Here is a 12,983-nt window from a genome sequence, read left to right as displayed (position 1 = left end):
AAAACAAATAAAACTAAAACTAAAACTATGAAAACAGCAATTTTAATCATCCCATTTTTGACAATTAATGCAATAAGCTTAAACAACGCTAATGGATCAGTTATCGGGACTGGCCGGTTACCGGCAAATGCAGTGCTTAATATTTCAAGCTCTGAAATTAAAAAAGCGCTCCATGGTGACGAATTAATGGAGGTAATGAATAAGATGATGAAAGATATGGAGTCGCAGCCAATGAAAGGCATCGTCGACCTCGATTTCGCGTCGATGTTAAAAATCCACCACCAGGGAGCCATTAATATGGCCAAAATCGAACTTCAGGACGGCAAAGACGCCAAGTTGAAAACACTGGCCCAAAAGATCATTGATGACCAAACGAAGGAAGTTTCAGACTTGGATAAGTTGATCGCTTCTTTGCAAAGCGCCCCGAAAAACTATGATCCCATGAAAAAAAATTCAGGACCGGCAAAAGCGATGCAAGATGATATGATGTCTATGATAAAACCGGGCCATATGTCGATGTCCTCGGTGGATCATGAATTTGCTGACATGATGATTAAACATCATACCGACGGCATTCAAATGGCAAAAAGTATAATAGCCTACAGCAAAACAGACAAACTTCGTTCAATGGCACAAAAATCCATTCCGCAGCAAAGCCAGGATATCAAAGCGTTCCAGCAATGGAAGACCAATCATAAAGGATAAAATCGATAATTTAATATAAACACATTACCATGAAAATTCTATTTAAACTTTCAATCTTAACTGCTTTTATGGCGATATGCAGTGCATGTAAGAAAGACAACAGCAACCAATTGCAATTACAGGCGCATGACCAAAATCAAATGATGGCGATCATGCACGCTACCATGGCGAAAATGGATACGTTAAAAATGACCAAGGATCCGGATAACGACTTCGCGCTGATGATGCGCATCCATCACCAGGGGGCAATTGACATGGCCAACCTTGAACTAAAAAGCGGAACTGATGCAACCATGAAGCAAATGGCTCAATCCATCATTACAGCTCAGCAGACAGAGATTGCCCAGTTGACATCGTTTTTAAAATCACATCCGGCACACGGCAACGACCCGGATTTCGACATGCAACAGATGATGGATATGCAAAAAGGCATGAAACAAGCCGATCTACAGATTATCGATGGAAGGATCGATCACGATTTCGCCATACTTATGATTGGGCATCACCAAACGGCAACTGAAAATTCACGCTTAGAACTTTTGAAGGGTTCGGAAAATGCGATGAAAACGATGGCCCAAAGTATTATAGACAGCCAAACCAAAGAGATCGGTCAGTTTCAGGATTGGCTGCTGGCAAATGGTAATAAATAACTTCATCATTCATTAATTCTAACCATATAATCGAAAAATTATGTCACATCAAAAATTCAAAGATTGCATTGATGCTTGTGTAGCATGTGCGGTTGCTTGTAGCCATTGCGCTACAGAATGCTTAAATGAGGAAGAAGTCAAAATGATGGCAAGGTGTATTCAACTTGATTTGGAGTGTGCGACCGTTTGCCGTTCAGCGGCGGAGTTGATGAGTTTAGGCAGTGAGTATAGCGCGCATATGTGCCGTATCTGTGCCGATGTTTGCAAAGCATGTGCGGAAGAATGCGAAAAACATGCGCAGATGGGCATGGAACACTGTAGCGAATGTGCGGAAACATGCCGCAAATGCGCTGAAGCCTGTGAACAAATGGCTACTAGTGTTTGATTATGAAATGACACTTTTGGTACGCTTGACATTATTGCAGCAAATGTTTCGTCAAAAAGAAATCAAGGTGAGATTATGCCGATTATTATTTTAAAGTAAACGATGTCCAATCTATATCAACAGGAACTTATCCACAAGTTTGAGCGGTGTGCTGAGATTTGTGGATACTGTTCCGCTCAAAATATGCAACAGGCTTCCTTACCTGAGTTGGAAACGGGAATACGCATGACTTTGGATTGTGCGTCTGTTTGCCGGGCAATGGCGTTAGAGCTGACAATGGATGACATCACTACCCCACATTTATGCCAGGTTTGTGCATTTATTTGTACTTCCTGCGGAGAAGAACTCGAAAGGCTCTGCGGCATGGGAATTGAACATAGCAGTGAATGCAGTCAGGCTTGCGCGGAATGTGCGCAAGCCTGTCAGTATATACTTTCGCGGCTGAATTGCTTAAATTAAAAAACCACCTATTTAAATTGGTAGAACAGATGGAAAAAGAACAAACAGAGAGGACAAACAAACCCCGTGCAATACAGAAGGAACTGATCGTTGTATCAGGTGCCAGCGGGTTGATAGGTACCGCGCTTATTGAAAAGCTGGCTTCAAGATTTCTTATTGCAGGATTAGACAACGCCGGTTATCCTTTTCCACCTGCCGAAGCTGAATGCATTTGTGTTGACCTTACCTCTGATCAAAGCGTCGAATTTGCTTTTGAACGGATTCGGTATGCTTACGGAAACCAAATTGCATCTGTAGTACATCTGGCAGCTTATTACGATTTTTTAGGAAAGCCTTCTGACTTATATGATAAAGTAACGGTCAAAGGGACGGAAAGGTTATTAAAAAATCTTCAGAAATTTAAGGTAGACCAGTTTTTATTTTCGAGTAGTATGCTTGTATATAAACCATCATCGCCGGGCGTAAAAATGGACGAGGAATGGCCGCTGAAGCCTAAGTGGGACTACCCTAAGTCAAAAGTGGCAACTGAAAAAGTTCTGAACGAGAAAAGAGGTAAAATTCCGGTCGTGATAATGCGTATAGCAGGCGTTTATGACGAACAGGGCAATTCAATACCCATTACTAACCAGATACAGCGTATTTATGAAGAGCAGATCAGTGCAAGGCTTTACCCTGGCGATATATCTCATGGCAGTACGTATGTTCACCTTGATGATCTGGTAGATTCTATTGTTAAAGTCATAGACAAAAGGAAAGAGTTGCCTCCAAAAGTGATCTTGAATATCGGAGATAACGAAACCTTAGCTTATCAGGAACTACAGGATATCATCACTAAAGCAATTAATGGCAAAAAATCAGACATCATTCGGATACCGAAGTGGTTTGCCAAAACCGGCGCATTTATGTTAAATCTTTTTGGCAAGGCATTTATAAAGCCCTGGATGATCGATTTGGCGGATGATCATTTCGAGCTGGACAGTACGAAAGCAAAACAGGTGATCGACTGGAGGCCAAAACATGCGCTAAGCGATACCTTGCCAGAAATTGTTAAAAATCTAAAAGCAAACCCAGAGAAGTTCTATAAGGTAAATAAACTAAAAAAATAACCCCACTATGGTTTAACCAAATTCTAATTATATGAAGCAGCACGATGATTCTTCCATGTCGCCGCAAGGTGAACCATTTTCCCAAAAGCAGCTGGCAGATCAAACAAAAATGATCGTTGAACATTACAATAACTTGTATTGGACACACGTTACGAATGTCCTGCTCGGTTTTTTTCTTATGGCAGCACCTTTTACGTTTGGTTATAAAAGTGCCGCAATGACCTATAGCGATCTTATCAGCGGGGTGCTTCTGGTTATCTTTAGTTTACTTTCGGCTAACCCTTTCCGCCTTTGGGCACCATGGGCTTCTGCGTTTGTTGGTGTATGGCTCCTGTTCGCTCCGCTGATTTTTTGGTCACCCGACGCGACAGCTTACATAACTGATAGTATAGCCGGTGTCTTTGCCATCGGTTTATCGGTGCTTATTCCGGAAATGCCTGGTATGATGCAGATGATGATGACGATGCCTCCGGGGCCAGATACGCCGCCGGGCTGGTCGTACAATCCTTCAACCTGGCTGCAACGCACTCCCATTATCATACTGGGCTGGATCGGTTTTTTTTGTTCCCGCTATTTAACCGCTTATCAATTAGGCTATATCCATCACGCCTGGGACCCTTTTTTTAGCATGGGAACTGAAAAGGTTTTAACCTCCTCGGTTTCTAAATCTTTCCCTATATCTGATGCCGGTCTGGGTAACCTTTCCTATACCATAGAAGCGCTGATGGGCTATATGGGTATGTCGAACCGGTGGCGTACGATGCCATGGATGGTCAGCTTTTTTGGTATACTGGTCATTCCGCTCGGTGTGATCAGCATCGTGTTGATTACATTGCAGCCGGTTTCCGTTGGACACTGGTGTACTATTTGTCTTACAACTGCTGTCGCTATGGTCGTAATGATACCCCTTACACTGGATGAAGTGGTAGCTATGATCCAATTTTTAACCAGACGGGTAAAAGAAGGCAAGCCTTTTTGGCGTACTTTTTGGATGGGCGACACGGTTAAAGGCGGCAGTAAAGATGTGCGCACTCCGCTATTTACGGATTCGATTTCCAAAACACTTCCGGCTATGGGCTGGGGAATGAACCTGCCCTGGAGTTTACTGTTGTGCACAGCTATAGGGTTGTGGTGGATGTTGTATCCTGGAAATTTCAATATAACCGGTAAAACCGCTAATTACTTTACAACGCTTGGGGCATTAGTGGTCACTTTTTCGGTGATTGCCATGGCGGAGGTTGGCCGGACCTTACGGTTCCTTAATTTTATTTTCGTCCTTTGGCTGATCGCAGCCATACTTCTGGTAAAAGGGGTGCCGCCTTTTGCTTTATGGAACGGCATAGTGTCCGGTCTGGTATTGCTGGCCCTTAGTTTACCAAAAGGAAGGATAAAGGAAAAATACGGAACATTTAACCGATATATTTTTTAAACAGCGGCACCGTGGCATAGAGCGTAACAATGAAACCTATTAAATAAGACCACAGCTAAAAGTATTTTAATTGTTTACGTTCTAACGACTACGGTAACTGTTTTGTAATGGCCCGGATGCGGTGAAAGGAAAAGTTATTGGCGGCCAATAATTTTGGCACATGTCATAAAATTGACTCGCTACCGGAAGGGCCGGCCCGGGCCGATGGTTACCATCGGACATAAGGAGGAATACCTGATCCAATGGATACAAAATAACCGGGCGCTGATCACAAAGAAAGATCCTAAGTGGTGGAAATATATAAGCAGTTTAACCAGCAGGCCATGGCTGTTTTACTAACCTTGCTGATCAGGATGTAAAAAATATCCTCGCCTACGTCAAATCGGAATATAAAAACATTCAGGAAGGCGGAACAAAGGTGCTGGCTGCACGCTTTAATAAAATGAGAACGAAAGATGAAAGCGAAAGTAGCCTGGCGGTATACGCTTTACTCGGAATCATCCTCCTTTTCTTTCGTTATCCTATTATTAAGCACGATAATTACCCAATTGTTACGAATCTTGACAGGTAATGAAAAGGCAGCTTCTTCAAAGGGTTTTCCTACGAAACGATTAGGCGGGGCTTTTCTGGTTGAGTGCACTAAGACATTAAAAATTAACTGTAATGTTCATCATAATATTTTTCGATGCCTTCGCCTATCAAATTCACTGTTTCCTGATCAAGTTCACCCCCGGCCAGGTCCCAGCTTTTATCTTCGTTGCTGGTAACCGCGCCGATTGTTGTTCCATTTAAAGAGACCCTGAAAATTTCCTCTTCGTGATTGATTTCGAGGGTTTTGGACAGCGCGTTAAAACATAAAGGCGCTTTAATAAAGAAATGATTTTCCATATTAGTATAAAGATTACCCGAACGCATTTGTTTTATTAAATAGTGGATATCCGAAATATACGGTCGGAACCCGGATTAATGAGTAGGTGAATTATCCAGAAAAACGAAGGTAAAGATCCTGCGCAAAGAGCGTTTGATCTACAGCGGTCACACGAACCATTTATAATTTCTTATTACGCCAGAATAAGATACGCCTTTGTCGCCGTCAATTAAAAGGCGGTTTTAAATTTTGCTTTCAACCTGTATTGTTACATAATATGGGCAAGTTCATAACGTTACCATCATAATAATAAGTTAATTTTATCTATTAAAATTTATATTATGACCAGGATTATCGCCCTCTCAATTGTGCTTCTTTTATCCCTGAAAGGTGCTTATGCTCAAAAGATGCCCAACGATTATATTATTACAAAACAAGGTGATACCATCGCCGTAAAACTGAAATATAACTGGTTGGGAAATATTCTATATGAATTACCCGGAAGTACGAATTTTGGGTCGGTAACTGAAGATAAGCTAAAGGATTATCATTGGTCAAAAATGAATCCTCAGACATTCATAGCCGCCATTTTACCAGGTCAAGATAAGCCAACTTTCGTTGCCCTGCTCGAACGCGGGGAAATTAACTTGTATGAATTGATATCTCATCGTTACAGAGCAACTACCAAGTATTGGTATGCAAATAAAAAGAATATGCCACTGGTCGAAATTAATAACGAAAGGCGTTTGTTTGGAACAGACAAACAATTAGTCCAACACTTTACCGATCTGATCAATGATAAACAGCAGGTCTACCTTGCCTTCAAGCAACAAAATAAATACAATTTTAAGGTTATCAGAAAATTGATACAACAATATAATGCTTCAAAATAAGGACCCATGAATTTAATAGAGACCTTTTCGCAGTTTTCTTATTAAAACTTATCTTAATAGGTGATGCCTTAAATTTAAATCGATTTCCAGTTATTAGGACGCAAGTCTGAGGACGACATTACGTCCAGCTTTTGCGAGCAATCTTTTTTTTAAAACGAAAAACTATCTTACTTTAAAACCTAAAGTGAAGATTCTTTCTGAATATTTATATTAATCTCTTCAATATTACAATAGCGGCGTTTTACACTGTTTAGCAAATTATTCACACTCGGCTATATCTATTCACAGTTTCAAATTAATCATTAAACTTTCATAAATAATTGAGTAGGCTATGTAGCCTTGAAAGTGTGATTTACGCCAACTGCAGCAAGAAGTTTTTAATTTACTTTAATAAAGTTTTATTTTCTAAGTGATTTCTTGTATCATTGTGACTTATTTGTAATTAGTCTAAATAAAAATGAATATAGCTTACTTTAATTTTTTTCTTTCTAAACCAAAGACGACAATTCTTATTTTGTTGTCTTTAATAATTCAATCTTCGCTTTCTGCTCAAATCAAGCGGTATCAGATTTACGGGCACGTTACCGGCGAAAACGGAATAAGCCTGTCCGCAGTCACCGTTCAATTGGACACGCTAACGATTATGACTGACAAAAATGGTTTTTTTTCGTTTATTCAAATTCAGAATGGAAGTCATCTGATCAAACTAAGCCGGGAAGGATATTTTAGCCAGCAAAAGACGATTGTATTAACCGGCATAGAACAGGTACAAGTTAATATCCAACTCCAGGTGGCAGTAAAGCAGTTAACTGAAGTGACCGTTAAGGGCTATAAAGCTATAACCGGTATGGGGTATCTGAATGATGTGCATAATGGGGTAATTTACGCTGGTAAAAAAACAGAGGTCATTTTGCTGGACAGTCTGGATGCGAATACCGCTCAAAATAACCCGCGGCAGGTTCTCGGACGTATTCCCGGCGCCAATTATTCAGAAACGGAGGGCGGGGGTTTTCCATCAAACGGAATAGGATTCCGGGGATTAAACCCAACGCAATCAGTTGAAACAAATACTAGACAGAATGGCTATAATGTCGCTGCTGATATTTATGGCTATCCGGAAGCTTATTACCTCCCGCCTTTAGAAGCTATAGAACGGATAGAGGTTACAAGAGGCGCGTCGTCATTGCAATTTGGTCCCCAATTCGGCGGAGTGATCAATTATATCACTAAGCAGGGAGTAAAAGATAAACCACTGGAGATCAATGTTCAGGAAACCGGTGGAAGCTTTGGACTATTTAATGCATTTACCTCCGCTGGCGGTACCATAGGGAAATTTAATTATTATGGATTTATTCAATATAAAAACATACAAGGCTGGCGGTCAAATTCGGAAGTACAGCAGGTTTCCGGTTTTGCGGGTGTTAATTACCAGGCTAATGCCAGGCTAAAAATAGGATTGGAATATTCAATTTTGAGAAACCGTATCCACATGCCGGGTGGTTTTGATGATGTGCAATTCAATCTGGACAGCCGGGCATCTTACCGTGCCAGGAACTGGCTGCGCAGTCCGTGGAATATCTTTGCCGCGACTGCAGAATATAAATTTACGGCCCATACGCTATTGTATTTTAAATCCTCCGTCTTGTTAAGTTCCCGCGACCTCGTTTGGAAAAATGAAGATGGTGGACCTGCCGAGTTGGACACCATCAGCCCGGTAACCAACGCTTACGGGAATCGCGAAGTTCAAAGAGAGCGGTTTACAAACTGGACGACCGAGGTTCGTGTATTGCATACTTACAAATTATTTAAGCAAGAGAATATACTCGCGGCTGGATTAAGAGCTTTTACAGGTAGGATGAAAAGACAAGGCGGCGGTGAAGGAACAACCGGCAGCGATTTTGACCTCAGCTTATTAGATCCAAGATATGAATATGACCTTGATTTTACCACTTTAAATATCGCCCCCTTTTTAGAAAATACGTTCAAGCTTAATGACAGGTTCTCCATTACACCAGGAATTCGTTATGAATACATCAATTCCACGGCGAAAGGCTATGTTACGGACGGAAATGATGTGCTGACCTCTGATCGGTCTAAAAACAGGTATGTAGCCTTGTTCGGAATAGGTCTTCAATACAAAACCACCAATAGCACAAATATTTATGGTAATATCTCACAGGCTTACCGGCCGGTAACTTACGACCAGCTTACGCCATTTGCAAGTACCGCGGTTATAGACCCCAATATGAAAGACGCCGATGGCTATAACACGGATTTAGGCTGGCGCGGAACGGTCAAAAACTATTTTAACTTTGATGTCAGCGGTTTTTATTTGCGCTATAATAACCGGATTGGGATCATACAAAAAACAGATGCGCAGGGGAATGAATATACCTTACGCACGAATGTGGCCAATAGCGTCCACCGGGGACTGGAAACTTATATTGAGTTGAATGTAACCAGGGCCTTCTTCCCCGATGCTTCTTTTGGCAAGATCAGTTTTTTTAATTCTTTTTCCTACATAGATGCGCGCTACACGACAGGGGAATTTAAAAATAAGGATGTCGAATATGCACCAAGAGCTATAGAAAGGCTGGGTATCACTTACTCTTATAAACCTTTTTCTACCACCTTTTTGATCAGTAAGACGGCTAAGTCTTATGCCGATGCCACTAACGCGCTAAATAGCTCTGATCCGGCGGTCGGTTTAATTCCTGCTTACCAGGTTTTAGATTGGTCGGGCAAATTAACCCTCCATTCCTACAATTTAAAATTCGGGGTGAATAACCTTGCGGACAAGCGATATTTCACCATTCGTACGAATGAATATCCCGGGCCGGGAATCATTCCTGCAATAGGCAGAAGCTTCTACTTTGGGCTAGGGGCTAAATTTTAATTATTTTTTATTAAACAGCCATGAAATTAAAAAAATCACCTCTCATATTCACCTTAGCCATTCTCTTGGTTTTTCTGATGATCTTGACAGCCTGTAAAAAAGATAAAAATATTTTAACGATTTCGAGGTTAACTACAGCGACAAACACCCGGGTTTATTATATAGCCGCAGAAGAGATAGTATGGGACTACGCTCCGACCGGTATAAATCAAATAACCGGGATTGCCTTCGGCATAAAGGAGAATACTTATTTACAAAACGACACAGACCGCATAGGCAAAAAATATATAAAGGCGGTATACCGGGAATATACCGATGCCAGCTTCACGCAACCGAAAGTAAAGGAATCGGCGGACATGGGGCTGATCGGCCCGGTCATCAGAGCGGAAGTAAATGACAGTATTAAAGTTATTTTTAAAAATAAAGCCACCTTCCCTTTTAGTATTCATCCTCATGGGGTAGTTTACGACAGCAATAATGAGGGGATTACCGGCATCGCTCCTGGGGCAACTTTTATCTATCAATGGGCAGTCACTGAAAATTCGGGGCCTGGCAGCGAGGATGGTTCTTCTGTTGGATGGATATACCATTCCCATGTCATGGAAGAAGACAATAAGGATATTTACGCGGGCCTTGTCGGTGCTATTGTCATTTACCGGAAAGGTTATCTCGATCAAAACAAACCAAAGGACATGGACAAAGAGAAGTTTGCCCTGTTTATGATCATGGATGAGAATAATAGTCTTTATCTGTCAGCTAATAAAGCTAAATATACGTTAAACCACGTAAGTAATGATGATCCTGATTTCCAGGAAAGTAACCTGAAGCATTCTGTGAATGGGTTAATGTACGGAAATTGCAAATTTACTGCGATCAAAGCTAACGATAAAGTACGCTGGTATGTGATGGACCTCGGAAATGAACTGGATAACCATACCGCCCATTGGCATGGCAATACCGTTACGGTGAGTGGCGGTCGCACGGATGTGTTATATTTGGGGCCTGCTAACTTGCTTACCGCTGACATGAACGCCAACAACACCGGTAGCTGGCAGTTTCACTGTCATGTGAATGATCATTTGGCGGCTGGAATGATTGCAATGTATGAAGTAAATTAAACGGAGCCTCTAATCAGTTAAGTTCATACAATAATCGTGGCTGATTAAACGTATACCTTAATATAGAAATCATAAATATGAAAAAGATTAAAAGTGGCCTTATTTGGCTTTTCAAATTCTTATTTATAAAAAAATGCTGTCGTTAAGCTTCAAAGCGAGTTCTCATACTACTTATATTTAGAAGCAACGTTATCTATTATTTTTGCGTATATGTTAATTGAAGCCCTTGTTTTTTAGGGCTCAAATACAGATATACATGTGTTGAGGATTAATAATATAGATCATGATCCCGTTTTTGAAAAGGTTTATGTCCTTTTGCGACAAAAGGAAAAGAGAACCTATTCTGATTTTCAGGTATCGGTGCTACCCGAGATCGAACCCGGTCATGTTCATTTTAAAGAGTGGAAGATCAGAAAAAAATCCTGCGATAGATTGATCAACTATCTTAAAAAGAAGAGGAAACCCTTAAAGATTTTAGAGATAGGTTGCGGCAATGGTTGGCTTTCTGCAAAATTAGCCGAAATACAGCAAACTGAAATCATTGGATTAGATCCGAACAAAAGCGAAATCCATCAGGCGATAGCTGTTTTTAATAAGTCAAATTTAAAATTTATCCATGACAGCTTTCCAACTGAAAGCTTAACAGGACTTAAATTTGATGTTATCTTATTTTCCGCTTCTGTACAGTATTTTGCTTCCTTTGCGGGTGTAATAATTGAGGCGCTAAACCATTTAACGGACCGTGGTGAAATACATATAACAGATACCCATTTTTATGAGCCTGAAGAACTCGCAGAAGCCACGAACAGGTCGAAAATGTATTTCGAAGGATTAGGTCTTGCCGAAATGGCACATCACTATCATCATCATGCAAAAAGTGATTTTGTAGTATTCAGCCATCGGATCTTAGCAAATCCGAAGCAGCCATTCAACCAGATAATCAGAAAAATAAATTTTTACTGGATAGTTATAAAGAACGATTGATCCGCAATCTCAAAGCCCTACAACAGGCTTTAGCACGTTGGATCGCAAAATAATATTATTAACGCTTACCTTGAGTAAACAAGCTTTCATCGCTCTAATGATTTAGCAATGATTAGAATTAATAAAAAAAGTTCTGTTATCTTAGCCTATTAAGCTAAACATGAGCGAACATTTACGATCTATCATTGCCCAGTATAAGAATGATCAGGAATCCGTCTATAATACCTGGTTCATCAATAATGAAGAACGCTTAAAAGCCTTCCGTTCTATCCGTAGGGGGGTATTGCAGGTTATCGATGATATCAAGACCAAACGTTTCGGCAATGACTTTAAGGGATCTTCATTGGAATTTGTTTTGAGTTGCATTACGGAACAAAAACAAGTCTTTGAAGGTGCTTCCCACCCGTTTTATTGGAAACCTAAACTAAGGATTCCCGATATTTATGAGAACCAGGCAAATAAGATTGCTTTTGGACAATTCTTGGAAAACTGCATCAACGCAAAGAATGAAGCCCAAATCCTGCGGGAAATTGAAAAGCTGGATGCTTTAAAGATAAAAGGTTTAGGACCTGCAGTGGCCAGTATCCTGTATTTTTTACATCCAACACTTATTCCGCCGTTCAACACCGCGATCATCAATGGATTTAATTATTTATTTAAAGACAAAAAGAAACTGGGAAGTTGGAGCGAGTACCTGAAGATCAGGGAGGTCATTATGGATATGAACCGTAAATATTGTAATGAACTTTCGCTGGATACTGGAGCTTTTGCCGGTTTGTTATTTGAGATTGGCACGCAAAAGTTGTTGTTAGGCAAGGACGAATATCTATCAGAAACTGAACGTACTCGTCTCGAAAAATTAATTGAAAAGCGGCATAAGGACAAAAAGGCAGAAACGGAAGATGAACATTTACATAATGAAATGCAGTATCGCCTTTTAAAGATCGGGTGCTCATTAGGCTATGATGTAATAGCCGCATCTAATGACCGTTCCAAATCCTGGGACGGAAATAAATTTACTTTTATTTCCCTGGCAGAGTTCCCGCAAATGGATCTTGAAAAAGAAATTTTGAATACAGTCAAACTCATTGATGTTTTGTGGTTCGTTAAGGGCACATCCAAAGTGATTGCCGCTTTTGAAGTCGAAAAGAGTACGAGTATCTATTCGGGGATACTACGATTGACTGATTTGATTTATAGTGTACAGGACGATGGTGAAATGCTATATTTGGTTGTCCCGGATCAGCGGGAAAAGGATGTCATCATGCAGCTTTCGAGGCCCTCTATCCGTAAAGGGAACATGCAAATGGCCTATATTTGTTTTTCTGACCTGCGTCAATATTGTGATGCAATCTGCAAATTAGGTGAAGATCATCATAGCATGAAAAAGATAGCAAAATGCGTTTGTTGATTGCAATATGCTTAACCATGGATAATTGTGTAATTTTTTTACCGAATTATGTAAACATTTATAAAAATAGTTATGTAAA

13 protein-coding genes are annotated in these 12,983 nt (G+C 40.5%); 12 read left to right on the top strand and 1 reads right to left on the bottom strand.

All coding sequences use genetic code 11. The features are described 5' to 3' along the window. Positions 1-27 precede the first annotated feature (27 nt). The 7 genes from J3L18_RS26100 (at position 28) to J3L18_RS26075 (ending at position 5,073) form a co-directional block, all read left to right on the top strand. Positions 28-705: a DUF305 domain-containing protein gene (locus J3L18_RS26100; protein ID WP_112658189.1), complete on the top strand. Its 678-nt coding sequence runs from the start codon at positions 28-30 to the stop codon at positions 703-705. Between the two features lie 29 nt (positions 706-734). After that, positions 735-1,355 (top strand): DUF305 domain-containing protein, encoded by a 621-nt coding sequence (locus J3L18_RS26095; protein ID WP_112658191.1) that lies wholly within the window; start codon positions 735-737, stop codon positions 1,353-1,355. A 40-nt stretch (positions 1,356-1,395) separates the two neighbouring features. Further along, positions 1,396-1,740 carry a four-helix bundle copper-binding protein gene (locus J3L18_RS26090; RefSeq protein ID WP_112658193.1) on the top strand — a complete coding sequence of 115 codons (345 nt, stop codon included), beginning with the start codon at positions 1,396-1,398 and terminating at the stop codon, positions 1,738-1,740. Positions 1,741-1,842: 102 nt separating this feature from the next. After that, the gene (locus J3L18_RS31155; protein WP_498366045.1) at positions 1,843-2,199 is read left to right on the top strand and encodes a four-helix bundle copper-binding protein; all 357 of its coding nucleotides are present in this window, start codon (positions 1,843-1,845) and stop codon (positions 2,197-2,199) included. A 29-nt stretch (positions 2,200-2,228) separates the two neighbouring features. Next, a complete protein-coding gene (locus J3L18_RS26085; RefSeq protein WP_112658277.1) occupies positions 2,229-3,305 on the top strand; it encodes an NAD-dependent epimerase/dehydratase family protein in 1,077 nt (358 codons plus the stop codon). Positions 3,306-3,336: 31 nt separating this feature from the next. Further along, entirely contained in the window at positions 3,337-4,734 is a 1,398-nt protein-coding gene (locus J3L18_RS26080; protein ID WP_202985346.1) for a vitamin K epoxide reductase family protein, read from the top strand. Positions 4,735-4,905: 171 nt separating this feature from the next. After that, complete coding sequence (locus tag J3L18_RS26075) at positions 4,906-5,073, top strand: hypothetical protein (protein ID WP_166091212.1); 168 nt, start codon at positions 4,906-4,908, stop codon at positions 5,071-5,073. A gap of 315 nt (positions 5,074-5,388) precedes the next feature. Here the strand turns inward: J3L18_RS26075 and J3L18_RS26070 are convergent, their stop codons facing one another. Further along, positions 5,389-5,622 carry a hypothetical protein gene (locus tag J3L18_RS26070; protein WP_129568228.1) on the bottom strand — a complete coding sequence of 78 codons (234 nt, stop codon included), beginning with the start codon at positions 5,620-5,622 and terminating at the stop codon, positions 5,389-5,391. A gap of 321 nt (positions 5,623-5,943) precedes the next feature. Between J3L18_RS26070 and J3L18_RS26065 the strand changes: the two genes are divergently transcribed. The 5 genes from J3L18_RS26065 (at position 5,944) to J3L18_RS26045 (ending at position 12,904) form a co-directional block, all read left to right on the top strand. Continuing rightward, the gene (locus tag J3L18_RS26065; RefSeq protein WP_129568227.1) at positions 5,944-6,495 is read left to right on the top strand and encodes a hypothetical protein; all 552 of its coding nucleotides are present in this window, start codon (positions 5,944-5,946) and stop codon (positions 6,493-6,495) included. Between the two features lie 457 nt (positions 6,496-6,952). Further along, positions 6,953-9,391, top strand: a complete 2,439-nt coding sequence (locus tag J3L18_RS26060; protein WP_129568226.1) for a TonB-dependent receptor domain-containing protein — start codon at positions 6,953-6,955, stop codon at positions 9,389-9,391. A 20-nt stretch (positions 9,392-9,411) separates the two neighbouring features. Next, positions 9,412-10,509 (top strand): multicopper oxidase domain-containing protein, encoded by a 1,098-nt coding sequence (locus J3L18_RS26055; RefSeq protein ID WP_129568225.1) that lies wholly within the window; start codon positions 9,412-9,414, stop codon positions 10,507-10,509. Positions 10,510-10,767: 258 nt separating this feature from the next. Further along, the gene (locus J3L18_RS26050; RefSeq protein WP_166091214.1) at positions 10,768-11,493 is read left to right on the top strand and encodes a class I SAM-dependent methyltransferase; all 726 of its coding nucleotides are present in this window, start codon (positions 10,768-10,770) and stop codon (positions 11,491-11,493) included. Positions 11,494-11,653: 160 nt separating this feature from the next. Then, positions 11,654-12,904, top strand: a complete 1,251-nt coding sequence (locus J3L18_RS26045; RefSeq protein ID WP_112658205.1) for a type II restriction enzyme NmeDI-related protein — start codon at positions 11,654-11,656, stop codon at positions 12,902-12,904. Positions 12,905-12,983 lie beyond the last annotated feature (79 nt).

The sequence above is a fragment of the Mucilaginibacter gossypii genome, from assembly GCF_017569325.2.
In the GTDB taxonomy this organism is placed as follows: Bacteria; Bacteroidota; Bacteroidia; order Sphingobacteriales; family Sphingobacteriaceae; genus Mucilaginibacter; species Mucilaginibacter gossypii.
Note: the sequence above shows the minus strand (reverse complement) of the source record. Positions and strands in the feature narration are given on the sequence as shown.